Genomic DNA, 26,723 nt, shown 5'->3' with positions numbered 1-26,723 from the left:
CCCCTTGAGGTCCTTCTTGGTCATGGGTGCGCCGGCGCGACCGGCGCGTGTGGCGCTACTTGGCGCAGACGGCCTTGTCCGCCTGGGCCTGCTGGACGTCCTTGGGCAGTTCCTGCGGAACCGGCGGGGCCAGCGGGGAACCGGGCTGCTGGAAGTCCGGTCCGAGGGTCAGCTTCATCGGGGTCTTCGTCCCGGCGTCCGTGGTCCCCATCTTCAGCGCGGTGACCGGCAGCCCCATGGCGTCGGCCAGCGTGCGGGCCTGGTCGGCCTGGTTGGGCGCGTACTCCAGCTGGGTGGCGGACACCTTCGACGGCGCGTTGCCCTGGTTGCTGGCCTTGCCCATGCCCTTGGTGTTCTGCAGCCAGTTCAGCGTGGTGGAGGCGGCGCCCTTGGGCCCGCCGCCGTTGTAGACGGACACCCGTACGTCCCCCGCGGGCGCCCGGTTGCCCTGGAGCAGCGCGTCCTGCTTGGCCTTGGCGTCGGCGTCGGCCGCCTCCTTGGCTGCCTGCTCCTTCTGCTCGACCTCGGTGAGCGAGACGTCCCCCCGGATCATCTGCAGCAGCGGGTCGGCGAGGCCCTGGTTGACCACGACGGTCGCCTTGCGGTTCGCCGGCTCCGCCGGGTTGTCCAGCACCGGGAGGGTGGTGAAGGTGATGTTCTTGAGATCGATGTCCTTCAACTCACTCGCGAGATCGGTGAGTTTGTCGATCGAGCCCAGCCCCTGGTCCACGGTCAGCGACTTGGTGGCCGCCTCCGCGAGGGAGAAGAACTTCTTCGGACTGGTCAGCGTCTCCTTGGACTTCATCTCGCGCATCATCGAACCGAGGAACTGCTGCTGGGTCTTGATGCGGTCCAGGTCGCTCTCGTTGCCGAAGGCGTGCCGGGTGCGTACGAAGGCCAGCGCCTGCTCGCCCTCCAGGCGGTGCTCGCCCTGCGAGAGCTTGAGGTGGGAGTCCCGGTCGTCGACGGCCTTCTCCAGGCAGACGGGCACGCCGCCGACCGCGGTGCTCAGCGTCTTCACGGCGTTGAAGTCGACCATCATGAAGTTGTCGACCTCTATGCCGGTCAGGTCCTTGACCGTGCGCATGGTGCAGCCCGCGTCCCGGCCCTCCTGGCCCAGGCTGTTGTTGAACCGCACGCCCTTCGTGCCGCGGACCGTCTTGGTGGTGCCGTCGGGCTGCTTGGTCGGGCAGTCCGGGATGTTCGTGATGAGGTCGCGCGGGATGGACAGCGCGGTCGCGTTGCTGCGGTCCTTGGCGATGTGGAACAGGATCGTGGTGTCGGCGTGGCCGACGCTGTCCTTGTCCCCGTAGCCCTCGTTGCCCGCACCGCTGCGCTTGTCGGTGCCGATGACCAGGATGTTGATGGCCTGGTCCTTCTTGAAGCCGCCGGTGCCCGCGCCCGCGATGTCGGTGACGCTCAGATTGCCGTTCAGGTGGTCGTAGTACAGGTACCCGGCCACCGCGCCGCCGACCAGCAGGAAGGCGAGCGTGCCGCCGGTGACGGCCAGGGCCTTCTTCCGGCGCCCGCCACCGCCGCCGCCCTCGCCCTTGCGCGGGCGCCCGCCGCGCCGGCCTCCCGGCGGGGCGTCGCCGCGGCGCGGCTTGGGGACGCCGGGGGAGGGGGCCGTGGGGGCCGAGGGAGCTGCCGCCGAGGACCGGCGGGGCGAGCCGACCCGGGGCCGTGCCTGCGCACCGGAGTCGTTCAATTGCAGCTCGTAGTGGCCGGTGCGGGGGTTGAGTACCCACTGGTCTGCGGGGTCGATCTCGTCCGCCCGCCCACGGCTTTGCGCATCCACGGTTGCTCGAATCCTCCGTCGGTGCCTCGCGACGCGTCTCCCCCAAGACGCACGGTCAACGATCCGGCTGCTGGTACCCGGTCCCCGGTTCCGGCCGGGCACCGGATCGCTCACCTTATCCGCCCTGTTCGGCCGCAAACCATGGTGGTGACAAATTCCACTCCCCTTATAACGGGGCGAACCACCCATCCCACTCGGTTCGGTCACCGGCTTTTGGGATTGCTTTACCGGCAGTCGGCGTCGTCCGCCGTGCTCCCGGTGAAGGTGGGGACGGGTACGGGCGCCATCACGGTTCCCTGACCGGCCGGATCCGTCCAGCGCGTGGCACTCCGGCCCACCGAAGCGGTAGCGCCCGAGGGGTCCGCCGTTGACGCCGGAGCCGTGGGGGCGGTCGGAGCCGTCGGCGAGGGCTTCGGCGGGGTCACCGTGACGGGCCGGTCCTCCCGCAACTGCCGGAACAGCTGCGCGGCCTCGGGCTCCACCAGCTCGTCGCGGTTGGGGTTGGGGCCGTAGGGCTTGCGCGGCACCGTCAGGAAGACGATCCGGTCGGTGGGTATGTCCCGTACGCCCCGCACCAGTTCGTACAGATTCCGCAGCGAGGCCAGCCCGCGGTCGGTGGTCAGCGAGGAGGTGGCGGCGTCCAGCAGCGGGTACAGGCGCGTCGGGTTCAGCAGGACCCCGTTGCTCTGCACCTTCTGGACGAGCGAGCCGAGGAACTGCTGCTGGCGCTGCATGCGTTCGGTGTCGCTGCCGTTGCCCAGGCTGTGCCGGGCGCGCACGAAGCCGAGCGCCTGCTCCCCGCGCAGGGTCTGCCGCCCGGCGGGCAGCCGCAGCTTGGCCTGCACGTCGTTCACCGGCTCCTTGAGGCACACCTCCACCCCGCCGACGGCGTCGACCATCCGCTTGAACCCGCCGAAGTCGATGACCATGTGGTGGTCGACCCGGATGCCCGTGAGCTTCTCCACGGTCCGGATCGTGCAGGCCGCCCCGCCCCATTCGAAGGCCCAGTTGAACTGCGCGTACGAGACGGGGGTGCGCTCGCCGTCCGGTTTCAGGCAGGAGGGGATCTCCGTCATCAGGTCCCGGGGTATCGACACCGCGGTGGCGCTGCCGCGGTCCTGCGGGAGGTGCAGCAGGATCGTGGTGTCCGAGCGCTGGGTGCCCTTGTCCTCCCCGTAGCCCGAGTTCCGCCGGCCGGACCGGGAGTCCGAGCCGATCAGCAGGATGTTCTGGGCGCCGGTGGCCAGGTGGGCCGGGCGCTCGCGTTCGTAGCGCTCCAGTTCGGCCGCGGCCGAGGAGTCCTCGGTGATGTTCCCGTCGAGCCTGCTGTAGAGCCACCAGCCCGTCACGGTCCCCGTCAGGACGAGGAGGACCGCGCCGAGCCCGATCCAGCGCAGCAGCCGGCGCCTGCGGTCCCCGGGGGGCAGTCCTCCGCCCCCGGCCGCACCGGTGCCGCCCGGTATGCCTGCGCTGTCCGTCACTGGCGTTCGTCCCCTCGCCGCTGCGAGCAGCCGTACGGGTGAGCACGGCCACTGCTGATCCTGCCTCCGGGTCGGCGGGGCAGCCCGGGGACGGGGGTCTGTCTAGCGCCGAACGGGTGACAGATCGCCCGTTCTCCCGGTCCGGGGGTGCGGGGCGAGGACGAACCAGGGGCGTACGAGGGACCTGTGAGGGACGTACGAGGAGCTTAGGGAGGGGCCGGTGGCGGCCCGGTCAGACCGTGTGGGTGACGCGCTCGCTCTCGATCCGCTGCGCCAGCCCCTCCGCCGCCAGCCGGTCCAGGTTCCGGCACAGCACCACGGACCCGCCCGCGGCCAGCGCCGCGTACAGCCCCGCCGAGAGCCCCGCCCAGGAGTCGTAGCCCAGCCCGGTCAGCACCCGCGAGCCCGCGCCGAGGCCGAGCTCCGCCGCGTCCCGGCGGGCCCGCGCGACCAGCTCCTCGTACGAGAGCTCCTCGCCGTCCACGACCAGCCCCGGCCCCTCGGGGTCCACCGGCACGAAGGGCGCGAAGCGGTCGCCCTGCCCGGGCACCTCCACCGCGTAGTCCGCGAACCCGGCCGGCGGCTGCGGGAAGCGGCCGCCCAGCGGACGCAGCGCCAGCGCCACCCGCTCACCGGAGCAGGCCCGTGCCTCCTCCAGGGTGTCCGGGCCGCTCACCACCAGGTCCGCGCCGGCCGGGTCGCCGCCGATCTCCACGGCCACGCCGACCGAGGCGCAGGCCAGCAGCCAGGCGGCGCTCTGCCAGTGCGCGGGGAGCAGCAGCGCCAGCCGGTCGCCGGGCTCGGCGCCCAGGTCGCCCTGGAGCAGGTTGGCGGTCTTGGCCACCCAATTGGCGAAGGTCGCGACGGACAATTCGACGCGCTCGCCGGTGGCGTCGTCGTAGAAGGTCACGAGCGGGCGGCCCGGATCGGCGGCGAGCGCGGATCGCAGCAGGTCGGCAGGGGTGCGGTCAGTGGCGTTCACCCGGCACAGGGTACGCGGGCCCCTCCTCCGTCCGGCGGTCCCCGGGTCCTCCGTACGGGGGAGGGGTATCGCGCGGCGCAGCGGACGGGGCGTCAGTTCTCGGATGGCGCCCGCCCGGAAGGGTGCCCACCATCCTTGTCATGCGTGGATTCCTTGCTTCCTCGATCGGCGTCGCGACGGCCGCCGCACTGGCCCTGCCCCTCGCGCTCCCGACTCCTGCACTCGCCGAAACCGTCCCCGTCACCCCGGCCGGGTCCACCCAGTCGCTGCCGCTCGTCCCGCTGGGACCCGTGGCCACCCGCACCCCCGGTACGGGCGCCTCGCCGGGCGGGCCCGAGACCCGGGGCCTGTCCGCCCGCAAGGTCGACACCTTCTCCCTGGTCGGCGTGGTCTGGGACGACGTCGCCACCGAGCTCCACGGCCGCGTCCAGGTCCGTACCCGCTCCACCGCGACCGCCACCTGGTCCGGCTGGCAGGACGTGGAGATCCACAACAGCGAGCACGCGGCCGACCCCGACACCGCCGAACGCGCCTCCGGGCGGGTCCGCGGCGCCACCGCCCCGCTGTGGGTGGGCGAGTCCGACGGGGTCGAGGTCCGCGTCCAGGCCGAGCCGGACGCCCCCGCCACCCGGGCCCCCTCCCGGCTGCCCTCGGGCATGCGGATCGAGCTGGTCGACCCCGGCGCGGCCGGGCCCGCCGGGGCGGGAGACGGCAAGAACAACGGCCCCGCCCCCGACGGCAAGGGCGAGATGGCGGCCCCCGGTATGACCATGGAGATGGCCGAGGCGTCCGCGGCGAACGTGCCGCACGCCCCCATCGGCGCGAACGAGATCACCGCGCTGGACAAGGCCGACTCCACCGCCGACGCCGTCTTCGCCGGCGACGGCGAGCTGGCCCCGGCCGCGGCGCCCTACATCGGCCCGCGCCCGCGCATCGTCACCCGCAAGGGCTGGGGCGCGAACGAGTCCCTGCGCGAGAAGGCGTTCGTCTACACGAACACCGTGAAGGCGGCCTTCGTCCACCACAGCGCCTCCGGCAACAACTACGCCTGCAAGGACGCCCCGGCCGTGCTGCGCAGCCTGTACCGCTACCACGTGGTCAGCAGCGGCTGGCGCGACTTCGGCTACAACTTCGCCGTCGACAAGTGCGGCACGGTCTACGAGGGCCGCGCGGGCGGCGTCTCCAAGCCGGTGCTCGGCGCCCACACCATGGGCTTCAACACCGACAGCATGGGCATCGCCGTGCTCGGCACCTACACCTCCTCGGCGCCCCCGGCGGTGGCCGTGGACGCGGTCGCCCGGCTCACGGCCTGGAAGCTGGGCCTCTTCGGGCGGGACCCGCGTGCGAAGACCACCCTCAAGTCGGGCGGCGGCAACCGCTTCCCCAAGGGCCGCAACGTCTCCCTGAACGTGATCTCGGGCCACCGGGACGGCTTCGCGACGGAATGCCCCGGCAAGCAGCTCTACGGCAGGCTCGGCACGGCCCGGACCGCCTCGGCGCGGCTCCAGGGCCGCCCGTAGGCGCAGGGTCCGCTGCCGCTCGGCCCGCTGCCCCTCGGCTGCCGCCCCCCTCGGCTGCCACCCCTTCGGCCTGCCGCCCCGCCCGCATCGGCCCGCGACCTCCGCCGGCCGATGCGGGCTACGCTCGTCGCATGGCCGGCCGCTTCGATCCCCTGACCCGCGCCGCCGTGCGCGGCGGCCGTACCGGCGTACCGGCCGGCCGGGGGAGTACCGCCGGGGCCGGTGCCACCGCGCGCCGCTGGAGCCCGGAGGGCCCCGTGGACCTCGGGCTGGTGCTCGGGCCGCTGCGCCGCGGCGCCCACGACCCCACCTTCCGCACCACCCCCGACGGCTCCGTCTGGCGCGCCTGCCGCACCCCCGAGGGCCCCGGCACGCTCCGTGTCTCCCGCACCGGGGCGGAGATCGGCGCCGAGGCGTGGGGCCCCGGCGCGGACTGGCTCCTGGCGCGGCTGCCCGCGCTGCTCGGCGCCGAGGACGATCCGGCCGCCTTCGTCCCCCGCCACCGCCTGGTCCACGCGAGCCACCGCAGCCGCCCCGGGCTGCGGCTGACCCGTACCGGGCTGGTGCTGGAGTCGCTGATCCCGACGGTCCTGGAGCAGAAGGTCACCGCCGAGGAGGCTTACCGGGCCTGGCGACGCCTCGTACGGCAGTACGGCGAGCCCGCGCCCGGCCCGCTCGGCAAGGAGCTGTACGTCATGCCCGAGCCCCGGACCTGGGCGCTGATCCCCTCCTGGGACTGGCACCGGGCCGGGGTCGACGCCAAGCGCTCCGCGACGATCCTGCGGGCGGTGCGCGTCGCGGCCCGGCTGGAGGAGGCGGCCGCGATGGACCTCCCGGAGGCCGCCCGGCGGCTGGAGGCGATCCCCGGCATCGGCCCGTGGACCTCCGCCGAGACCCTCCAGCGCAGCAACGGCCACCCCGACGCCGTCACCACCGGGGACCTCCACCTCCCCGGCATCGTCGGCTTCGCCCTCGCCGGTGACCGCGACGCCGACGACGCGGCCATGCTGGACCTCCTCGCCCCGTACGCCGGGCAGCGCCACCGGGCGGTCCGCCTGATCCTCCTCACCGGCCGCACCCCGCCCCGCCGCACCCCGCGCATGCCCCGGGGCGACATCGGCCTCCTGTGAGCCGCGCCCGCTAGGAGCCGCCCTGGCGGTTCGCGCAGTGCGCCGACCGGCTGGGGGCGGGGGTGGGCGTCGGTGTCGGTGTCAGGGCCGGGGTGGTGGACGGGCTCGGTGTCGGGGACTGCTGCGGGAGCGGGGAGGTCGACGGGGTCGGGAAGCCGCGGAGCAGGGAGTGACCGGGGGGAAAGGTGATGAGGGAAGCCGGTTCGGCGGCGAAGGCCACAGGCCGGACGGCTCCGTGGCCGCCGGACGGGACGGCGGCCCGGGTGCGGTCGTCCTGGCAGTCGCCGGGTGTGCCGGTGAAGGAGTCGCCCACCAGAATCGCGACCACCGCCACGACGGCCACCGCCAGCGCGGCGGGCAGGCCGACGGACCCGCGGCGTCCGGGCCGGTCCGGCCTCCCGCCGTCCGTCGTCCCGCCGTCCGTCGTCGCACTGCCGTCCGCCGTCGCACTGCCCGCCGTCCCGCCGTCCGTCGTCCCGGCGCGGACGGCCCGTGCGCGGATGTCCTCGGCCTCGGCGTACGCGCTCGTACGGATGTGTTCGGCTTCCGCGCGCGCGGCCGCGCGCAGAGCCTCGGCCTCGCGGACGGCGTCCTCGTGGACCTGCCGGATCGTGGCCCGCACGCGCTTGCTGGCGGCCTGGGCCCGGCGCTGGAGCAGCTTGGCGTCCTGCCAGTGCCCGCGCCACTCCTCCACGAGCGCGGCGTCCGCGCGGAACCGGGCGGCGGCCGGCTTGTCCAGGCCGCGGGGGGTGGTGACGACCCGGAGGTATTCGAGCAGCGCCTCAAGGGACGGCAGCCGCTTGCCGGACAGCATCTCGTTCAGGCCGGTCGTGGTCAGGCGAGGCCGTACGGAGGCGGACGCGACCGTGGCGTAGGAGGGGAAGCCGCTGGCTATGTGGAGCAGGTTCAGCTTCTCGGCGAAGGCGTCCAGCGCGGCCTCGTAGGCATCGACCGCCGCACCGTCCTGCGGCTCCACCACGGGTTCTTCGGCAGCCATCACATCCCCCTGCTCGTGCGGAGAAGCCACGCTAGAGCGCGGTGGGGCCGTACGTACGCGGATTACCGCGAACGCCCCCGGACGCCCCGTCCCGTCCGCGACCGGCCCGCCTTCCGACGGCCGGAGCGCGGACTCGTCCGGGTCCGGGCGGGCCCGTACGGATCACTGGGAACGGCGGCCGCGGACCGCTCTCCTGGAGCCATGACTCCCACCGGGAACACCCCGCAGCCCCCCGACCCCACTCACCCCCCGGCCCCCACCCGCGAACCGGACCCCGGTGGACGCCGCGTCCCCGACGCCGTGGTCCTCCTCGCCCTCCTCGCCACCTGCGCCGCCACCTACCTCACCGTCGGCGAAGCCGGCTTCGCGGGCGTCATCAGCGCCGTCGCCGCCCTCTACGGCACCTGGCGCGCCCGCCGATGACCCGACCCGTCAGGGCGCCGTGTCCCGGAGGTCGGGGCGGTTCCTGGGCAGTCCGAAGCCCGCCATCTCCTTTTCCTCGTAGGACAGGAAGCCCAGGCTCCGGTAGAACGCGTGATTGCGCTCGCCCTCCGGCGAGGACGCGTGGTCGGTGGAGAGGAGGAAAAAACGGCAGTGCGAGTACCGCCGCATGAGGTGCTCGACCAGCGCCCGCCCGACGCCCTGCCGGTGATGGGCCGGATCGACCACGACATCCTGGACGTAGCAGATGTGCTCGTCGTCGGAGACGGTCCGGGCCAGTCCGAGCAGCGTGCCCGACCCGTCCCGCGCGGTGATGACGAGGTGCGAGTTCCGCAGCCCCCGGCAGAGCCTGCCGACATCGGCGGTGTAACCCTCCCACCCGACCGACGCGTAGAGACCCAGCATCTCGTCAGGATCGAAAACGCTCTCTTCCGCGATGAACAAGCCCAACCTCCCGCGACCGCGCCGCTTCTCGATGCCGACTCCTCCCCGCATCTGACGTCACGTCCGTCAGCTCCGTCAAGATCGCCCCGAATTGGCCGGTCTGCACGCGGCGGCCCTGATCAAGGCGCTTCCGGACGAGTCGGACGTGAGCAAGTGGTTCTCCGGGGGCGAGCCCTTCGCCACCGGAGGCGCTGAGGCCGTCACGTACTGCGCCAAGGAGACGGGCGTCCCCTGCACCGGGCTGATCGCCTTCGGAGGCAAGGACATCGAGGCCAGCGGATCCAGCCGGGCGCGGGTGGAGTTCCGGCTCTTCTCGTTCGAGACGGCCGAACAGGCGCGCGCGGGCATGAAGGGGCTGGCCGACAAGCAGCGGAAGGAAGCGGCCCAGTACAAGGACCCGTCCCAGCCGGTGACGCTGGTCTCGGGGGCCGACGAGACCGACGCCTTCATGGACGACGCCACCGGGGACGCGGTCCTGCGCATCGGCACGGTCCTCGCCTACGTCACCATCAGCGAGAACGAGCGCGATGCCCTGGAGCGCGTCGCGGGCCTCCAGGTCGACCGCGTCCGCACCGTCGCCGCGGGCAGGAGCACCGGGCTCTAGGCCCGGTCGGCAGGACCGGCCGAAGCGTCGGCCGGTCTCGCGCGGGGCGCCCTCAGCGGGTCTCGATGAACTGTTCCGCCGGGCGGGGCGGGCGTTCGGGCGGGGGCGTTGACGGGTGGCCCACCGCTACCGTGCCCATCGGGTCCCAGGTCGCGGGGAGGGACAGGGTCTCGCGCACCACCTCGCGGCAGAACATGGTCGAGGAGACCCACGCCGAGCCCAGGCGTTCGCCGGCCAGGGCGACCAGGAGGTTCTGGACGCCCGCGCCCATCGCGACCACGAACATCTCCCGCTCGGCGGCGTCCCGACGGGCGTGGCCGTAGTGGTGGGCGCCGTCCGTCACCAGGCAGGGCACCACCAGGTAGGGGGCCTCGCGCAGGACGTCGCCGCGCCGGATCCGGCGGGCGATGGACTCCTCGGAGCGGCCGTCCGCCCGCAGGTCCGCGATCCACGCCTCCCGCATCGCGTCCAGCAGCCGCAGCCGGGAGGTCTCCGACTCCAGCAGGACGAACCGCCAGGGCGTGGTGTGGTGCGGCGCCGGGGCCGTCACGGCGGCGGCGACGGCCCGGCGGACCGCGCCCGGGTCCACCGGCTCGGCGGTGAAGGACCGTACGGTACGCCGCTGCGTGACGGCCTCCCGTACGGCCTCCGAGGTGCCGAGGCGGAACATGTCGTCGGCGGGGGCGCGGACGAGGTCCCGGGCCGCGGAGCCCTCGCCGACCAGGTGGGGCAGCCCGCGCACGAGGGCGACGGGCAGCCCGGCCGTCTTGCCCTTGACCAGGTCGCCGGCCGCGGCCAGCTCGTCGGCCGTGGCGACGACGGTGGCGCTGAGCGGGTTGCCGTGGGTGTCCGTGCCGCCGCGCAGGTCGTCCAGGACGCGGACGCCGGCCGAGCCGATGGCCACATCGGTCAGCCCGTTGCGCCAGGGCCGCCCGAAGGTGTCCGTGACGACCACGCCCACGTCGACGGAGAGCGCGTCGCGCACCCCGGCGCGGATGGCCGCCGCCGAGGCGTCCGGGTCCTCCGGGAGCAGCAGGACGGTGCCGGGCGCGGTGTTCGAGGCGTCCACCCCGGCCGCGGCCATCACCAGGCCCTGCCGGTTCTCGACGATGCGCAGGGACCCCCGCCGCGCGACCACCCGTACGGTCTCGGCGTCGATGGCGGCCTCGCGGGATCCGGCCTCCACGATCCGGCCCTCGGCCTTGGAGACGATCTTCGAGGTGACGAGCAGGACGTCCCCGTCGCGCAGGCCGGGGAAGGCCGTCACGATCAGCTTGGCCAGGTCGTCGCCGGGCCGGACCTCGGGGATCCCGCTGAGCGCCCGGACCTCGTACGAGGCCCCCGCACCCGGCTCCGGCGCCTGCCCGGCGTCCGACGCCTGCCCCGCCGTCACCGGGCCGCCCCGGCCAGCTCCAGCGCGGCGCGGGCCATCGCGGCGGTGGCCTCCAGGTCGGTCATCATCAGCGGTACGGCCCGGCAGGGGATGCCGGCGGCCTCGACCCCGGCGACGGCGTCCGCGTCGGCGGTGTCCACCAGCCAGCCGTCGAGCAGCCCGGTCCCGTAGTGCAGGGCGACCGCCGCGGCGGTGGACTCCACGCCGACGGCGGCCAGCACCTTGTCGGCCATCCCGCGCACGGGGGCGCCGCCGACGATGGGGGAGAGGCCGATGACGGGCGCGGGCGCGGCGGCCACCGCCTCGCGGATGCCGGGCACGGCCAGGATCGTGCCCACCGACACCACCGGGTTGGACGGCGGGAAGAGGATCACGTCGGCGGCGGCGATGGCCTCCAGCACACCGGGCGCGGGCTTGGCCTGCTCGGCGCCGACGGGTACGACGGCCTCGGCGTCCACCGCGGCGCGCAGCCGGACCCAGTACTCCTGGAAGTGGACGACGCGGCGCTCGCCGGTCTCCGCGTCGGTGATCGCGACATGGGTCTCTACGCGGTCGTCGGACATCGGCAGCAGCCGCACCCCGGGCTGCCAGCGGTCGCACAGCGCCTCGGTGACGGCGCTGAGCGGATAGCCCGCGCCGAGCATCTGCGTACGGACGATGTGGGTGGCGAAGTCGCGGTCGCCGAGGCCGAACCAGGTGGGCCCGACCCCGTAGGCGGCCAGCTCCTCCTTGACGGTGAAGGACTCGTCGGTGCGGCCCCAGCCCTGGTCCTCGTTGATGCCACCGCCGAGGGTGTACATCACCGTGTCCAGGTCGGGGCAGACCTTGAGGCCGAAGAGGTGGATGTCGTCACCGGTGTTGCCGATGACGGTGATGTCCGCGTCGGGCCGTGCCGACTTGAGTCCGCGGAGGAACCGGGCGCCGCCTATACCGCCGGCCAGAACAACAATGCGCATACGGACAGTCTGTCAGCCGGCCCCCGCCGTGCGCGGTGGTGGTCGGCGGTGGTGGTCGGCTGTGATGCTCAGGCGGGCAGCGGGGCGGTGCCGGTCTCGGCGGCGGCCGGGGAGCAGCTGTGCATCGGCATCTCGGTCAGGCCCGGGAAGTAGATGTGCAGGCTGACCGCGCCTTCGAGGGTGTCGTTGACGACCTCGTGGGCGTAGCCGGGGGCGAAGACGCGTTGGGCGCCGGCCCGGTGGGTGAGCCGCCCGCGGGCGGTGTGCTCGGTGAGCTCGCCGTCCAGGACGGTCAGGACGCCGGAGGAGTCGCCGTGGCCGTGCAGGCCGCTGCCCTGGCCGGGGACCCAGCTGAGCAGCCAGACCTCGTACCCGGGGCCGGTGCGCAGCCGGTGGTACCAGCGGGTGGTGGCGTCGTAGCGGACCAGGTGCTCCCAGGAGGCGCGGTCCTCGGCGAGGGAGCGGGCGAGCCCGACGAACTCGGCGACGGTCGCCGGGTGTTCCCGGGCGGGCTGGAGGAGGTGCTGGACGGCGAGGATGTCGCCGGCGATCTGGAGGTCGCTCTCCACGGGCGCCGGTGCGGCGACCGGTGCGGCGGCCAGTGCTTCCGCCGGGGCGGGCACGGAGGCGGAGGCGGTGGTGGCGCCGGTGCGGTGGGGGGTGCTGTTCATCGGGGGGTACCTCGACGGATGTCAGTCGTGCTGGCGGTCGCTGGGGGAAGGGCCGGAGCTCCGGAGGAGCCATGGCTCCACGGGCATCAACAGCAGCAACAGCGACAGCGAACCTGGTCAGCACCAAGGAACCCACGAATGGGGGTTCCGGAGGTAATGACAGGCGCAGACATGGGCACAAGGGAAACGGGTCGGGGGTCCGGCTGTCAACCCAATGTCCGGTTTGGGGGAAAAGTTTCACCTCATCCGGTTACTGTGGCCGGAGAAAGGTTTGTGCAGTTCGGGGCAGGGGAGGTGGCGCTGCATCGGGTTCAAACCTGAACCGCCATGTCGTGACCTGAATGTGATCTGCGCCGCTCTTCCGGGCGGACCGCAACCCCCCTTCCGGCCTCCACGTGGAATACGGGTAAAGGCGGCATCCCGTGGCGCCGGTGGCATGTGTCACGATTTTTGGCGATATGAACACTTTCTGCATAGGCTTGGTTCCGCAGAGTGAATAAGGGCCCCAATAGCAGATCTCGGCTTGACTGCTCAGGAGCCACACACTTGTAATTTCACTCGTGTCGTTTCGTAGCGATCAGTGACGACATGACCACGGGGACGCACGAACAGAGCGAGGGGCGCACATGACCGAGCTGTTTCAGGAACTGCTGGTCGAGGAGGCGGACGAGGAGCTCGGCTGGCAGGAACGCGCCCTGTGCGCCCAGACCGACCCCGAATCCTTCTTTCCCGAGAAGGGCGGCTCCACCCGCGAGGCCAAGAAGGTCTGCCTCGCCTGTGAGGTCCGCTCCGAATGCCTTGAGTACGCCCTGGCCAACGACGAACGCTTCGGCATCTGGGGCGGCCTGTCCGAGCGGGAACGGCGCCGCCTGAAGAAGGCCGCCGTCTGACCTCGCACGGCACAGCGAACAGACCCCGGGCGACCGGAAGTCGAACACCGGGCACCGCACACGGTCCGCCTCCTGCACCTTCCCCGCAGGAGGCGGACCGCTGCTTTGCCAGCCGTTAGGGTGGGGCGCTGTCCAGCAGCCTCCGAGGGGAACACCACCCCCGGACCCTCCCCCGGACTCCGTCCGAGGGACCCCCAGGCCGGAGGGCCCGTAGCGCGATGTCCCTGCACAGCCAGTCGACGGCCTCCCACCAGGCCCCCGACACACCCCAGTTCCCCCGGCACGTCGTCACCGCGGTCCTCGTCGCGCACGACGGCGCCCGCTGGCTGCCGCGCACCCTCGCCGGCCTCCTCGGCCAGGAACGCCCCGCCCAGAACCACGTCGCCGCCGACACCGGCAGCGCCGACGAATCCGCGCGACTGCTCACCGACGCCCTCGGCGACGACCGGGTCCTGCACCTCGCCCGCCGCACCGGCTTCGGCACCGCCGTCGACGAAGCCGCCCGGGGCGCCGGCACCCTCACCCCCGAGGACCTCCCGTACCTCAAGCGCCCCAGCGGCTGGGACCCCGTCAGCCGCACCTGGCGCGACGACGCCTACGACCTCCCCGACCTGCCCCACGGCGAACCCGTCCAGTGGCTCTGGCTGCTCCACGACGACAGCGCCCCCGAACCGGACGCCCTCACCGAACTGCTCCGCGTCGCCGACGAGAACCCCGACGCCGCCGTCATCGGCCCCAAGCTCCGCGGCTGGTACGACAAGAAGCAGCTCCTCGAAGCCGGCGTCACCATCGCCCGCAGCGGCCGCCGCTGGACCGGACTCGACCGCCGCGAACAGGACCAGGGCCAGCACGACCAGGTACGCCCCGTCCTGTCCGTCTCCACCGCCGGCATGCTGATCCGCCGCGACGTCTACGACTCCCTCGGCGGCTTCGACCGGCGCCTGCCCCTGATGCGCGACGACGTCGACCTCTGCTGGCGCGCCCAGAGCGCCGGCCACACCGTCCTCGTCGCCCCCGACGCCGTCCTGCGCCACGCCGAGGCCGCCGCCCGCGAACGCCGCACCGTCGACTGCGTCGGCCGCACCGCCGCCGGACCCCACCGCGTCGACAAGGCCGGCGCCGTCTACACCATCCTCGCCAACAGCTCCGGCCGCGCCCTGCCCTACGTCCTGCTGCGCGTCCTGTTCGGCACCGTGCTGCGCACCCTCGCCTACCTCATCGGCAAAGCCCCCGGCCAGGCCGTGGACGAGGTCACCGGCCTGCTCGCCACCCTGCTGCGGCCCGGCAGGATCCTCGCCGCCCGCAAGGCCCGCCGCCGCCCCGCCGTCCCCGCCGCCGAACTGCGCCCGCTCTTCCCGCCGCCCGGCGCCTCCCTGCGCGCCAACGCCGACCAGCTCGCCGGCTACTTCGGCGGCTCCCGCGACACCGACACCGCCCCCGCCGGACGCCACGGCGGCGGCAGCATCCTCACCGCCCCCGGCGAGGACGGCGACTACCCCGTCGCCGAGGAGCGCTTCGCCCGCCTCAAGCGGATCGGCCGCAACCCCGCCCCGTTCCTCTTCGGACTGCTCCTGCTCGTCTCCCTCGCCGCCTGCCGCTCCCTCATCGGCGGCGGCTCCCTCATGGGCGGCGCCCTGCTGCCCGCCCCCGGCAGCGGCTCCGAGCTCTGGAGCGCCTACACCGACGGCTGGCACCCCGTCGGCACCGGCTCCACCGCCGAGGCCCCGCCCCACCTGGCCGTCCTCGGCGCCCTCGGCACCCTCCTCCTCGGCTCCACCCGGGCCGCCCTCACCCTGCTGCTCGTCGGCTCCGTCCCGCTCGCCGGACTCACCGCCTACTTCGCCTCCCGGCCGCTCGTCGCCTCCCGGCTGCTGCGCGCCTGGGCCGCCGTCGCCTACGCCTTCCTGCCCGCCGTGACCGGCGCCCTCGCCGGCGGCCGCCTCGGCACCGCCGTGCTCGCCGTCCTCCTCCCGCTCATCGCCCGCTCCGCCGTCTCCGCCTTCTCCCTCGGCGAGGACGACGAGGACACCGGCCGCCGGGGCGGACGGCGCGCGGTGTGGACGTACACCCTCCTGCTGACGGCTGCCACCGCCTTCACCCCCGTCGTCTGGCCGCTCGCCGCCCTGCTCGGCACCGCCGCGCTCGTCCTGCGCCGCGCGCACTGGAAGGCGTACGGACTGCGGCTGCTCGCCACCCTCGCCGTCCCGCTGCTCGTCCTCGCCCCCTGGTCCCTGGGCCTGTTCACCCACCCCGGGCGCCTCCTCCAGGAGGCCGGACTGCCCTACGGAACCGGCTCCGCGAGCGCCCTCGACCTGCTCGGCATCAGCCCCGGCGGCCCCGGCACCGGCACCGCGCTGCTGCTCATCGGCCTCGTCCTCGCCGCCCTGGCCGCCCTGCTGCGCGCCGACCGGCAGTTCGCCGTGCGCACCGCGTGGGCCGCCGCCCTCGCCGGGCTGCTGCTCGCCGTCCTCGCCAACCGCACCGCCTGGGCCGGCCCGGCCACCCTCGTCCAGGGCCTGGCCCTGCTCGCCGCCGCCGCGGTCGGCGCCGACGGGGCCAAGGACCGCCTCGCCGCCCACGGCTTCGGCTGGCGCCAGCCGCTGGCCGCGCTCGTCGCCCTCGCCGCCGCCGCGGGCCCGCTGGCCGCCGCCGCGCTGTGGATGTTCGCCGGGGCCGACGGCCCGCTCCAGCGCCGCGACCCGGTGCAGGTCCCCGCCTTCGTCGCCGACGCCGGCGGCGACGACAACCAGACCCGCACCCTGCTGCTCGACGTGGCCGCCCCCGGCACCGTCTCCTACAGCCTCGTCCGCGGCCCCGGCGGCCGCCTCGGCGACGCCGACATCACCGCCCGGACGGGCGCCGACCCGCGCCTGGACAAGGTCGTCTCCAACCTCGTCGCCGGCTCCGGCGCCGACCAGTCCAGCCAGCTCAGCGCCTACGCCGTCCGCTTCGTCATGTTCCGCCCCGGCGGCCCCGACGACATCCGCCGCGTCCTCGACGCCACCCCGGGCCTGAGCCGCCGCCACCAGCAGGACGGCACCGCCCTGTGGGGCGTCGAACCCTGGCTGCCGCGCGCCGTCATCGTCTCCGCCAAGGAGGGCGAGGCCCCCATCCCCGTCGCCGCCGGACCCGTCGAGGCCCACGGCAAGATCCCCGCCGGGGAGGAGGGCCGCCTGCTGCGCATCGCCGACCGCGCCGACTCCGGCTGGCAGGCCACCCTCGACGGCAAGCCCCTCAAGCCCAAGACCCTCGACGGCTGGGCCCAGGGCTTCGAACTGCCCGCCGCCGGCGGCCGCCTCGACCTCGTCCACGAGGACTCCCTCGCCCGCACCGCCTGGCTCTGGGCCCAGGGCCTGCTCGCCCTGGTCCTGCTCGTCATGGCCCTCCCCGGCCGCCGCGCCAGCCTCGACGACGACCTCCCCGAGGAGGAGACCGCCGCCGTCCCCGGCCCCCGCGACAGCGGCGAGGGCCGCCGCGCCCGCCGCCTGCGCGCCGAGACCGAGGCGGAGGCGGCGCCCGTACCCGGCCCGGTGGAGACCGCGGCCGCCGCCGACCCGTACGCCCAGCTCCCCGACCGGACCGGCTACGGCGAGGAGAGCTACGCCTACCAGGCGTACGGCGACCAGGACGGCTACGCCTACGAGGCCCAGCCCCCGCAGCAGCCCTACCCCTACGAGCAGTACCCGGCGTACGAGCAGCAGCCCGCCCAGGGCTACGAGCAGCAGGCCCCCCAGGGCTACGGGAACCAGCCCGCGTACCCCGAGCAGCAGCCGTACCCCCACCCGTACGAGCAGCAGCCCCCGTACGAGCCCTACGACCCGTACGACCCCCACGCACCGCACGACCCGCACGCACCGCACGCACCGCACGCACCGCACGACCAGCGTCCCGACGGGAGCCCCCAGCAGTGAAGCACCGCGCCCCCCTCACGCTGGCCGCCGTGACCGCGGCCCTCGCCGCCCTCACCGGCGCCGCCGCCCTCACCGCACCCGGCCCCGCGGGCCCGGCCGCCGGGGCCAAGGCCGCCACCGGCGCCCGGATGCCCGTGGAACGCTCCCTCCTGGTGTGCCCCGGGCCCAGCTCCTCCGACATCGCCGAGACCACGTACACCTCGTACACCCCCGGCGCCCCCGCCGACGGCAAGGGCTCCGCCCGGCTGCTCGGCGCCACCAAGGACGCCAAGCCCGTACTGGAGCCCAAGGAGCCCGGCAAGCCCGTCGGCGCCACCGCCAACGGGGCCGACGCCCCCGCCCTCACCGGCAGCGCCGACGGCTCCCTCGCCCCCGGCTGGACCGCCCAGCTCACCACCAAGGTGTCCGTCGGCCGCACCCGCGGCCTCCTCGGCGCCGGCTGCACCGCGCCCGGCACCGACTTCTGGTTCCCGGCCGTCAGCACGGCCAAGGGCCGCGGGGACTACGTCCACCTCACCAACCCCGACGACGCCGCCGCGATCGTCGACATCAAGCTCTTCGGCCCCGACGGCCTCGCCAAGCCCGAGGCCGGCACCAGCGAGAACATCCGCGTCGACCCCAAGTCCACCAAGACCGTCCTGCTGTCCTCGCTCGTCCCGAACGCCCAGCTCGCCGACGCCACCGCCCACGTGACCACCCGCGCCGGCCGCGTGGGCGCCTCCGTCCAGGCGGGCGAGGAGGGCGTCGGAGCCGACTGGCTGCCCGCCGCCGCGGACCCCGCGGGCTCGCTCGTCCTGCCGGGCATCCCGGCCGACGCCACCTCCGTACGGCTCGTGGCCTTCGTACCGGGCGAGGAGGACGCGGACCTCAAGCTGCGGCTGGCCGGACCGGGCGGGCCGATCACCCCCGCGGGCAGCGAGCAGCTGCACGTCAAGGCCGGGATGACGGCGGTCATGGACCTCAAGGACCTCACCCGCGGCGAGCCCGGCTCCCTGCTGCTGACCCCCGCCGACCCCGCCAGGGCCGCGCCGCTGGTCGCCGCGGTACGGGTGGTCCGCGGCAGCGGCGCCAAGCAGGAGCTCGGCTTCGTCCCGGCCACCGGCCCGGTCGGCGCCCGCGCCACCGTCGCCGACAACCGGCCCGAGGAGAACACCACCGTGCTCTCCCTGACGGCGCCCACCGCGGATGCGAAGGTCAAGGTCACCGCCTCACCCGGCACCGGCGGCGGCGAACCGGCCACCCAGGAGGTCACCCTCAAGGCGGGCACCACCCAGGCGCTCACCCTGGCCCCGGCGGGCGGCAAGGGCTCCTACGCCCTCACCGTCGAAACGGTCTCCGGCGGCCCGGTCCACGCGGCCCGCACGCTGTCCCTCCCGCACGAGGGGATCACCATGTTCACCGTCCAGGGCCTCTCGGACGACCGGTCCACGGTCTCCGTGCCCCGCGCCTCCCAGGACCTCTCGGTCCTGACCCGCTGAGGGACCCGGCCCTTCCGGGCGCTCCCCGCCCCGCCGCTCCCCGGTCCGGCCGGATCAGTCCTGGCCGTACCGGGGGTCCACGGTCTCCGGGGTGAGCCCGAGCAGTTCCGCCACCTGCTCCACCACCACCTCGTGGACCAGCATCGCCTTCTCGTCCCGGGACTTCGTACGGATCTCCACCGGCCTCCGGAACACCACGATCCGCGACGGCCGCCCCTCCCGGGACCCGTACGCCGCACCCAGCGGCACCGCCTCGTCGTTCCAGCCGCCGTCCGCGCCGCCGGGCGGCCCCGGCACGTCCCCGACCAGGAACTCCACCTCCGCGAGCTGCGGCCAGCGGCGCTCCAGCCGCTCCACGGAATCCCGTACGAGATCCCCGAACAGCTCCGACCGGCTCGCCGCCAGCGGTACCTGGGGCGGCGCCAGCGGCCCGCGCATCCCGCGCCCGTGCCGGTCCCGCCGGCGCGTTCTGGGCTCGGCGGGGACCCCCGCGGGGGGCTCGGCGGGGCAAGGGGGCAGAGGGGCGTCCGTCACCCCCGCAGGGTAGCCCTGAGCACGACACGGGGGAGTGAGCGGCGGTGGAGTCGTCGCGGCCCGGTCAAGAGTGCGGTACCGTCCAACGTCGTGAGCCTTGTACGTCGCTGTTCGCGCACCGCGTGCGGCCGCCCTGCCGTCGCGACACTGACGTACGTCTACGCCGATTCGACCGCAGTTCTCGGCCCGCTCGCCACCTACGCCGAACCCCACTGTTACGACCTGTGCGCCGAGCACTCGGAACGCCTGACCGCCCCGCGCGGCTGGGACGTCGTCCGGCTGTCCGACACCTCCGGTCCGTCGCGCCCCAGCGGTGACGACCTCGAAGCCCTGGCCAACGCCGTACGCGAGGCCGCGCGCCCGCCGAGCCGTACCGCCGAGAACGGCGGCCCCGGCCAGGGCGGCCAGACCGGCGGCGAGACCCGCCGCGGACATCTGCGCGTCCTGCGTTCGCCCGATTCCTGACGCCCGGCGGTCCGGCGGTGCCGCGCCCGGTTCAGGGTAGGTTTGCTGCACCGCAAAGGACCTTTCAGGAGGACAGGCAGTGGCCGCAGATCTTTCGAACATCGTCAAGGCGTACGACGTGCGTGGCGTCGTGCCGGACGAGTGGGACGAGTCGTTGGCCGAGCTGTTCGGTGCGGCGTTCGTGGAGGTCGTAGGCGGTTCGGCGATCGTGATCGGCCATGACATGCGGCCTTCGTCGCCGGGCCTGTCGGCGGCGTTCGCGCGGGGCGCGGCGGCGCGGGGCGTGGACGTCACCCTGATCGGCCTGTGCTCGACGGACCAGCTGTACTACGCCTCGGGCTCGATGAACCTGCCGGGTGCGATGTTCACGGCCTCCCACAACCCGGCGCAGTACAACGGCATCAAGATGTGCCGTGCGGGTGCGGCGCCGGTGGGCCAGGACACGGGCCTGTCGCAGATCCGCGAGCTGGTGGAGGGCTGGCTGGACGCCGGCGCCCCGGCGGTGGCGGAGGGCGTGGTCCCGGGCACGGTGACGGAGCAGGACTCGCTGGAGGGCTACGCGGCGCATCTGCGCGGCCTGGTGGACCTGACCTCGATCCGCCCGCTGAAGGTGGTCGTGGACGCGGGCAACGGCATGGGCGGCCACACGGTCCCCACGGTCTTCGCGGGCCTCCCCCTGGACGTCACGGAGATGTACTTCGAGCTGGACGGCACGTTCCCCAACCACGAGGCGAACCCGCTGGACCCGAAGAACATCGTGGACCTGCAGGCGCGGGTCCTGGCGGAGGGCGCGGACCTCGGCATCGCCTTCGACGGCGACGCGGACCGGTGCTTCATCGTGGACGAGCGGGGCGAGGGCGTCTCCCCGTCGGCGATCACGGCGCTGGTCGCTTCCCGCGAGCTGGCCCGTAACGGCGGCTCGGGCACGGTCATCCACAACCTGATCACGTCGTGGTCCGTTCCGGAGGTCGTCCGCGAGAACGGCGGCACGCCGGTGCGGACGCGGGTGGGGCACTCCTTCATCAAGGAGGAGATGGCGAAGACGGGTGCGATCTTCGGCGGCGAGCACTCGGCGCACTACTACTTCAAGGACTTCTGGAACGCGGACACGGGCATGCTGGCCGCGCTCCACGTCCTGGCGGCCCTGGGCGGCCAGGCGGGCCCGCTCTCGGAGCTGGTGGCCTCGTACGACCGGTACGCGGGCTCGGGCGAGATCAACTCCACGGTGGCGGACCAGTCCGCCCGCCTGGCGGCGGTCAAGGCCGCTTTCGGCTCCCGCGAGGGCGTAACCCTGGACGAACTGGACGGCCTGACGGTCACGGCCGCGGACTGGTGGTTCAACGTCCGAGCCTCGAACACGGAGCCGCTGCTCCGCCTGAACGTAGAGGCCCGCGACGAGGAGACCTTGACCAAGGTCCGCGACGAGGCCCTTGCCCTGATCCGCGCCTGACGCCTGTGTAACCCCGGCTCCGCCGGGCCCGCGCCTCAATCGCCGGCGGGGCTGGATTTGGCCCGGCTCCCCGCCCGTCTGCGGCTTGTCAGGGGTGACCCCGGCTCCGCCGGGCACCGGGCGCTGCCCGGACCCGCGCCTCAAACGCCGGCGGGGCTGGAAGTGGGCCGCACGTCCCGTCTCAGCGGAGCTGGAGTTTGTGCGCCTCGCCGTTCGCCTGCGGCTTGTCGGGGGTGACCCCGGCTCCGCCGGGTGCCGGGCGCTGCCCGGGCCCGCGCCTCAAACGCCGGCGAGGCTGGATTTGCCCCGCCCCCGGCGGATGGGTGCGGGTTCCCCGGAACCCGGCCCTACGCCTCAGCACCAACCCCGCCGCACCAAACCAGCCCCGACCGGGTCACCCCCGCCTCGCCGCACAACCCCAGGCTCGGCAGGGCCACACCCAGCCTTGCGGCACAAACCAGGCTCGGCGGGGCCACACCCAGCCTCGTCGCGCCAACCCAAGCTCGGCGGGTCCACACTCAGCCTCGCGGCGCCAGCCCAGGCCCGGCGGAGCCAAACTCAGCCCCGCCGGCGTTTGAGGCGCGGGTCCGGGCGGAGCCCGGGGCCCGGCGGAGCCGGGTTGGTTCTCGGCGGACCCCGCCCCGCCGCGCCAACCCAGGCTCCGCGGAGCCGTACCCAGCCCCGCCGGCGGTTGAGGCGCGGGGGATTGCGGGGCCCACCGCACCGCACCGCCCCCGACTCGGCGGTACGCTGACCACGCCGTACCCGCATCCCCGAAGGGAACCCACCCCATGCCGCTCGAAGCCGGCCTCCTGCAGATCCTCGCCTGCCCCGCCTGCCACGCGCCCCTCCAGGACAAGTCGGCCGACGAGACCGCGCCCGAGCTGATCTGCACCGGCCAGGACTGCGGCCTGGCGTACCCGGTCCGCGACGGCATCCCGGTGCTCCTCGTCGACGAGGCCCGCCGCCCCGCCTGACCCGCACAGAACTGGTTCCCGTCACCCGACAGCCGGAGGCCGCCATGCTCGACGAGTCGCTCCTCGACGCACCGGACGATCTCGCCCGCGTAGACCGCCGCGGCCTGCTCCGCGGCGCGGCCGAGGCCGGGGCCCGGGTCCGCACCGCGGCCCGGCACGCGACCGAGGCCGGTCTCGCCGAGCTGCGCCCCGACGGCCGCCCCCGCGCCGTCCTGATCGCCGGGCCCGGCACCGCCGCCACCGGGGTCGCGGACCTGCTCGGCGCCCTCGCGGGCGCCTCCGCGCCGGTGATCCGCCTCGACCCCACCGGCGTCGCCCACGCCGCCGGCGCCCTGCGCTGGGCGCTGCCCGGCTGGGCCGGCCCCGTCGACCTGCTGCTCCTCGCCACCACCGACGGCACCGAGCCCGGCCTCGCCCTCCTCGCGGAGCAGGCGTACCGCCGCGGCTGCACCGTCGTCGCCGTCGCCCCCGAACGCTCACCGCTGAGCGAGGCCGTGGACGGCGCGCACGGGCTCCTCGTACCGATGGCGAAGGCCCCGTACCAGGAGTTCGACGAATCCGCCGCCGCCGGCCCCGGCGCCCTGTGGGCCCTGCTCACCCCGCTGCTGCTGCTCCTCGACAAGGTCGGCCTGATCACCGCCGCCCCCGACACCCTCCAGCTCGTCGCGGACCGGCTCGACCGCACCGCCGAGCGCTGCGGCCCCGCCATCGCCACCTACTCCAACCCGGCCAAGACCCTCGCCGCCGAGCTCGCCGACTCCCTCCCGCTGATCTGGAGCGAGGGCGTCGGCGCCGCCCCCGCCGGCCGCCGCTTCGCCGCCACCCTCGCCGAGCTCGCCGGCCGCCCCGCCCTGGCCGCCGCCCTCCCCGAGGCGCTGCCCGCCCACGGGGTCCTGCTCGCCGGGGACTTCGCCGCCGGCGCCGACCCCGAGGACTTCTTCCGCGACCGGGTCGAGGAGCCCCAGGCCCTGCGCGCCCGCGTCGTCCTGCTGCGCGACCGCCCCACCGGCGGCCTCACCGCCGCCCCCGCCGCCCGCGAACTCGCCCTCAGCCACGACACGGCCATCAGCGAGCTCGAACCGGAGGAGGGCGCCGAGCTGGAGCAGCTCGCCGAACTCCTCGCCGTCACGGATTTCGCCACCGCCTACCTGGCGCTGGCCTCCGGGGGAAACAGCTGAGACGCGCGCACGCGCCCGGCCCTGTCCAGGAAGACGACGATGGACCGCCTGACCAACACGATCCGCCCCTACGCCTGGGGATCCACCACGGCCCTCCCCGCCCTCCTCGGTACCGAGCCCACCGGTGAGCCCCAGGCCGAGCTGTGGATGGGCGCCCACCCGGGGGCCCCGTCCCGCATCGACCGCGGCGACGGCCCGAGGTCGCTGGCGGAGGTCATCGCCGCCGACCCCGTCGCCGAACTGGGCGCCGCCACCGCGGACCGGTTCGGCCCCCGGCTGCCCTTCCTGCTCAAGATCCTCGCCGCCGGCGCCCCGCTCTCCCTCCAGGTCCACCCCGACCTGGAGCAGGCCCGGGCCGGCTTCGCCGACGAGGAGCGGCGCGGCATCCCCGCCGACGCGCCCCACCGCAACTACAAGGACGCCCACCACAAGCCCGAGATGATCTGCGCGCTCACCACCTTCGACGGGCTGTGCGGCTTCCGCGCCCCGAAGGACTCCGCGGACCTCCTCGACGGGCTCGGCGTCAACTCCCTCAAGCCGTACGCCGACCTGCTGCGCGCCCACCCCGAGGAGGCCGCGCTGCGCGAGGTGCTGACGGCCGTACTGAGCGCCGACCGCGAGCAGATGACCCGTACGGTCGCCGAGACCGCGGCCGCCGCCGGCCGGCTCGGCGGCGAGTACGCCACGTACGCCTCGCTGATCCACCACTACCCGGGCGACCCGGGCGTCATCGCGGCCATGCTGCTCAACCACGTCCGACTCCAGCCCGGCGAGGCCATGTTCCTCGGCGCCGGAGTCCCGCACGCCTACTTCGACGGCCTCGGCGTGGAGCTGCTGGCCAACTCCGACAACGTGCTGCGCGCCGGGCTCACCCCCAAGCACGTGGACGTGCCCGAACTGCTCAAGATCGTCCGCTTCGAGCCCAGCGACCCCGACGTGCTGCGCCCCGAGGGCGACGGCGGCGAGGAGGTCTACGAGGCCCCCATCGACGAGTTCCGCCTCTCCCGCTTCCTCCTCGCCCCCGGCGGCGCCCCCCACCCGCTCCCGGCCGGCGCCCCGCAGATCCTGCTCTGCACCGCCGGCTCTGCGCGCGCCGGCGAACTGGCCCTGTCCCCGGGCGAGTCCGTCTTCGTACCGGCCGGGGAAGCGGTGGAACTGACGGGAGCGGGTACGGTCTTCCGTGCCACCGTGGTGGTCTGAGACGGCGTCGTCCGGGCCGGGGGCTGCAACAATGTGCGGCCGGTTAGGTCACAGGCCCAGGAAGGACACCTGCACCCATGAGCGCGTCGGGCGGTACCAAGGCGATCGTGGCGGCACTCGCCGCCAACCTCGCCATCGCTGTAGCCAAATTCGTGGCGTTCCTCTTCAGCGGATCCTCGTCGATGCTCGCGGAAAGCGTCCACTCGGTCGCGGACTCCGGCAACCAGGGCCTGCTGCTCCTCGGCGGGAAGAAGGCCCAGCGCGAGGCGACGCCCCAACACCCCTTCGGCTACGGGCGCGAGCGCTACATCTACGCCTTCCTCGTCTCCATCGTCCTGTTCACCGTCGGTGGCATGTTCGCCATCTACGAGGGCTACGAGAAGATCCACGACCCGCACCCCATCGACGCCTGGTACTGGCCCGTGGGCGTCCTGGTCTTCGCGATCATCGCCGAGAGCTACTCCTTCCGTACGGCCATCAAGGAGTCGAACGAGATCCGCGGCGCCCAGAGCTGGACGCAGTTCGTCCGCCGGGCCAAGGCCCCCGAACTGCCCGTCGTGCTCCTGGAGGACCTGGGCGCGCTCGTCGGCCTGGTGCTCGCGCTGGCGGGCGTCGGCCTCGCGCTGCTGACCGGCGACGGCGTCTGGGACGGCATCGGCACCCTGTGCATCGGCGTACTGCTCATCGCCATCGCGATCGTGCTGGCCGCCGAGACCAAGTCCCTGCTGCTCGGCGAGGCCGCCGGCACGGAGGAGGTCGAGAAGATCAAGGCCGCGGTGGTCGACGGCGACGTCGTCACCCGCGTGATCCACATGCGCACCCTGCACCTCGGCCCCGAGGAACTGCTGGTCGCGGCCAAGATCGCGGTCGAGGGCAACGACACCGCGACGGAGGTGGCGGACGCCATCAACGCCGCCGAGGCCCGCATCCGCGAGGCGGTCCCGATCGCCCGCGTCATCTACCTGGAGCCGGACATCTACCGCCCTGAGAAGGCCGACCTCACCAAGTAGCCCCCGGTACGCCGAAGGCCCCCGCGAGCACGACCGCTCCCGGGGGCCTTCGCCGTGTCCCCGCCGTCGCGCGGGGCAGCGCGGGGTCCCGGGAGGCGAACCGAGGGGGCGAGTTCTCCGTCCGGCTGGGGTCGAGGGGGCCCGTCGGTGTAGATTCGTGGGCAGTGTCAGGCGTCGCTGCTGATGGCGGGTCGGGCGGTCCCCGCGACCGGCCGAGGGGAGAGAGGACCCCCGACGGACTGTGCTCGGTGTCCCGTCCCCAGGACGGCGCACGGACCAGCCGTACCCACCCTCTCGAACCATGAGGAGCAGCACCCATGGACTTCAAGGTCGCAGACCTCTCCCTGGCCGCGTTCGGCCGCAAGGAGATCACCCTGGCCGAGCACGAGATGCCCGGTCTGATGTCGATCCGCCGTGAGTACGCCGAGGCGCAGCCGCTGGCCGGCGCCCGGATCACCGGCTCCCTGCACATGACCGTGCAGACCGCCGTCCTCATCGAGACCCTCGTCGCCCTCGGCGCCGACGTCCGCTGGGCCTCCTGCAACATCTTCTCCACCCAGGACCACGCGGCCGCCGCCATCGCGGTGGGCCCGAACGGCACCCCGGAGAACCCGCAGGGCGTCCCCGTCTTCGCCTGGAAGGGCGAGACGCTGGAAGAGTACTGGTGGTGCACCGAGCAGGCGCTGACCTGGCCGAACACCCCCACCGGCGGCCCGAACATGATCCTCGACGACGGTGGCGACGCCACCCTCCTCGTCCACAAGGGCGTCGAGTTCGAGAAGGCCGGCGCCGCCCCGGACCCGGCCACGGCCGACTCCGAGGAGTACGCCCACATCCTCACGCTCCTCAACCGCACCCTCGGCGAGAGCCCGCAGAAGTGGACGCAGCTCGCGTCCGAGATCCGCGGTGTGACGGAGGAGACCACCACGGGTGTGCACCGTCTGTACGAGATGATGCAGTCGGGTGAGCTGCTGTTCCCGGCGATCAATGTGAACGACGCGGTGACGAAGTCGAAGTTCGACAACAAGTACGGCTGCCGGCACTCGCTGATCGACGGCATCAACCGTGCCACGGATGTCCTGATCGGCGGCAAGGTGGCCGTGGTCTTCGGTTACGGGGATGTGGGCAAGGGCTGTGCGGAGTCGCTGCGCGGTCAGGGTGCGCGGGTGGTCATCACCGAGATCGACCCGATCTGTGCGCTGCAGGCGGCGAT

The 26,723-nt window shown here is 74.0% G+C and carries 23 protein-coding genes; 14 read left to right on the top strand and 9 right to left on the bottom strand.

What is annotated here, in order from left to right:
* Positions 1-55: 55 nt before the first annotated feature.
* From ABZ873_RS24635 to ABZ873_RS24625, 3 genes are all read right to left on the bottom strand, one after another.
* On the bottom strand, positions 56-1,798 hold the full coding sequence (locus ABZ873_RS24635) for an LCP family protein (protein WP_360875795.1): 1,743 nt from the start codon (positions 1,796-1,798) through the stop codon (positions 56-58).
* A 224-nt stretch (positions 1,799-2,022) separates the two neighbouring features.
* Positions 2,023-3,261, bottom strand: coding sequence for an LCP family protein (locus tag ABZ873_RS24630; RefSeq protein ID WP_360875819.1), 1,239 nt, complete (start codon positions 3,259-3,261; stop codon positions 2,023-2,025).
* Positions 3,262-3,511: 250 nt separating this feature from the next.
* Complete coding sequence (locus ABZ873_RS24625; protein ID WP_360875793.1) at positions 3,512-4,261, bottom strand: TIGR03089 family protein; 750 nt, start codon at positions 4,259-4,261, stop codon at positions 3,512-3,514.
* A gap of 140 nt (positions 4,262-4,401) precedes the next feature.
* Here ABZ873_RS24625 and ABZ873_RS24620 point away from each other — a divergent pair, with 140 nt between their 5' ends.
* Complete coding sequence (locus tag ABZ873_RS24620) at positions 4,402-5,781, top strand: peptidoglycan recognition protein (protein ID WP_360875791.1); 1,380 nt, start codon at positions 4,402-4,404, stop codon at positions 5,779-5,781.
* Positions 5,782-5,912: 131 nt separating this feature from the next.
* Positions 5,913-6,911: a DNA-3-methyladenine glycosylase 2 family protein gene (locus ABZ873_RS24615; RefSeq protein WP_360875789.1), complete on the top strand. Its 999-nt coding sequence runs from the start codon at positions 5,913-5,915 to the stop codon at positions 6,909-6,911.
* Positions 6,912-6,921: 10 nt separating this feature from the next.
* Here ABZ873_RS24615 and ABZ873_RS24610 read toward each other — a convergent pair whose 3' ends face one another.
* Positions 6,922-7,908: a hypothetical protein gene (locus tag ABZ873_RS24610; protein WP_360875787.1), complete on the bottom strand. Its 987-nt coding sequence runs from the start codon at positions 7,906-7,908 to the stop codon at positions 6,922-6,924.
* A 201-nt stretch (positions 7,909-8,109) separates the two neighbouring features.
* Between ABZ873_RS24610 and ABZ873_RS24605 the strand changes: the two genes are divergently transcribed.
* Positions 8,110-8,331 carry a hypothetical protein gene (locus ABZ873_RS24605; protein WP_360875785.1) on the top strand — a complete coding sequence of 74 codons (222 nt, stop codon included), beginning with the start codon at positions 8,110-8,112 and terminating at the stop codon, positions 8,329-8,331.
* A gap of 9 nt (positions 8,332-8,340) precedes the next feature.
* On the opposite strand, the gene ABZ873_RS24600 is transcribed toward ABZ873_RS24605, so the two are convergent.
* Entirely contained in the window at positions 8,341-8,754 is a 414-nt protein-coding gene (locus tag ABZ873_RS24600; protein WP_360875783.1) for a GNAT family N-acetyltransferase, read from the bottom strand.
* A gap of 130 nt (positions 8,755-8,884) precedes the next feature.
* Between ABZ873_RS24600 and ABZ873_RS24595 the strand changes: the two genes are divergently transcribed.
* On the top strand, positions 8,885-9,397 hold the full coding sequence (locus tag ABZ873_RS24595) for a hypothetical protein (RefSeq protein WP_360875781.1): 513 nt from the start codon (positions 8,885-8,887) through the stop codon (positions 9,395-9,397).
* A 52-nt stretch (positions 9,398-9,449) separates the two neighbouring features.
* Here the strand turns inward: ABZ873_RS24595 and ABZ873_RS24590 are convergent, their stop codons facing one another.
* The 3 genes from ABZ873_RS24590 to ABZ873_RS24580 form a co-directional block, all read right to left on the bottom strand.
* Positions 9,450-10,790, bottom strand: coding sequence for a coenzyme F420-0:L-glutamate ligase (locus tag ABZ873_RS24590; RefSeq protein WP_360875779.1), 1,341 nt, complete (start codon positions 10,788-10,790; stop codon positions 9,450-9,452).
* Positions 10,787-11,746, bottom strand: a complete 960-nt coding sequence (gene cofD, locus ABZ873_RS24585) for a 2-phospho-L-lactate transferase (RefSeq protein ID WP_360875777.1) — start codon at positions 11,744-11,746, stop codon at positions 10,787-10,789. The genes ABZ873_RS24590 and cofD overlap by 4 nt, the downstream gene beginning before the upstream one ends.
* A 68-nt stretch (positions 11,747-11,814) precedes the next feature.
* Complete coding sequence (locus ABZ873_RS24580) at positions 11,815-12,417, bottom strand: cysteine dioxygenase family protein (protein ID WP_360875775.1); 603 nt, start codon at positions 12,415-12,417, stop codon at positions 11,815-11,817.
* A gap of 626 nt (positions 12,418-13,043) precedes the next feature.
* On the opposite strand from ABZ873_RS24580, the gene ABZ873_RS24575 reads away from it, so the two are divergent.
* The 3 genes from ABZ873_RS24575 to ABZ873_RS24565 all read left to right on the top strand — a co-directional run bounded on the left by ABZ873_RS24575 (position 13,044) and on the right by ABZ873_RS24565 (position 18,696).
* Positions 13,044-13,307 (top strand): WhiB family transcriptional regulator, encoded by a 264-nt coding sequence (locus ABZ873_RS24575; RefSeq protein WP_003983763.1) that lies wholly within the window; start codon positions 13,044-13,046, stop codon positions 13,305-13,307.
* Between the two features lie 218 nt (positions 13,308-13,525).
* Positions 13,526-17,218, top strand: coding sequence for a glycosyltransferase (locus tag ABZ873_RS24570; protein WP_360875773.1), 3,693 nt, complete (start codon positions 13,526-13,528; stop codon positions 17,216-17,218).
* Entirely contained in the window at positions 17,215-18,696 is a 1,482-nt protein-coding gene (locus ABZ873_RS24565; RefSeq protein WP_360875771.1) for a DUF5719 family protein, read from the top strand. The genes ABZ873_RS24570 and ABZ873_RS24565 overlap by 4 nt, the downstream gene beginning before the upstream one ends.
* 54 nt (positions 18,697-18,750) lie before the next feature.
* On the opposite strand, the gene ABZ873_RS24560 is transcribed toward ABZ873_RS24565, so the two are convergent.
* On the bottom strand, positions 18,751-19,134 hold the full coding sequence (locus ABZ873_RS24560; RefSeq protein ID WP_360875769.1) for a metallopeptidase family protein: 384 nt from the start codon (positions 19,132-19,134) through the stop codon (positions 18,751-18,753).
* Between the two features lie 111 nt (positions 19,135-19,245).
* Between ABZ873_RS24560 and ABZ873_RS24555 the strand changes: the two genes are divergently transcribed.
* The 7 genes from ABZ873_RS24555 to ABZ873_RS24525 all read left to right on the top strand — a co-directional run.
* A complete protein-coding gene (locus tag ABZ873_RS24555) occupies positions 19,246-19,695 on the top strand; it encodes a DUF3499 domain-containing protein (RefSeq protein WP_360875817.1) in 450 nt (149 codons plus the stop codon).
* Positions 19,696-19,774: 79 nt separating this feature from the next.
* Complete coding sequence (locus tag ABZ873_RS24550) at positions 19,775-21,145, top strand: phosphomannomutase/phosphoglucomutase (RefSeq protein WP_360875767.1); 1,371 nt, start codon at positions 19,775-19,777, stop codon at positions 21,143-21,145.
* A gap of 791 nt (positions 21,146-21,936) precedes the next feature.
* The gene (locus tag ABZ873_RS24545) at positions 21,937-22,122 is read left to right on the top strand and encodes a Trm112 family protein (protein WP_360875765.1); all 186 of its coding nucleotides are present in this window, start codon (positions 21,937-21,939) and stop codon (positions 22,120-22,122) included.
* 44 nt (positions 22,123-22,166) lie between these two features.
* Positions 22,167-23,300, top strand: coding sequence for an SIS domain-containing protein (locus ABZ873_RS24540; protein ID WP_360875764.1), 1,134 nt, complete (start codon positions 22,167-22,169; stop codon positions 23,298-23,300).
* 39 nt (positions 23,301-23,339) lie between these two features.
* The gene (gene manA, locus ABZ873_RS24535) at positions 23,340-24,500 is read left to right on the top strand and encodes a mannose-6-phosphate isomerase, class I (RefSeq protein WP_360875762.1); all 1,161 of its coding nucleotides are present in this window, start codon (positions 23,340-23,342) and stop codon (positions 24,498-24,500) included.
* A gap of 77 nt (positions 24,501-24,577) precedes the next feature.
* Positions 24,578-25,510 (top strand): cation diffusion facilitator family transporter, encoded by a 933-nt coding sequence (locus ABZ873_RS24530; protein ID WP_360875760.1) that lies wholly within the window; start codon positions 24,578-24,580, stop codon positions 25,508-25,510.
* A 317-nt stretch (positions 25,511-25,827) separates the two neighbouring features.
* A partial coding sequence (locus tag ABZ873_RS24525; RefSeq protein WP_360875758.1) for an adenosylhomocysteinase occupies positions 25,828-26,723 on the top strand: 896 nt, incomplete at its 3' end.

Origin of the sequence: Streptomyces sp. NPDC047014, assembly GCF_040644195.1 — a bacterium.
In the GTDB taxonomy this organism is placed as follows: Bacteria; Actinomycetota; Actinomycetes; order Streptomycetales; family Streptomycetaceae; genus Streptomyces.
The sequence above is the reverse complement of the archived record's forward strand: the minus strand, read 5'-3'. Positions and strand labels throughout refer to the sequence as shown.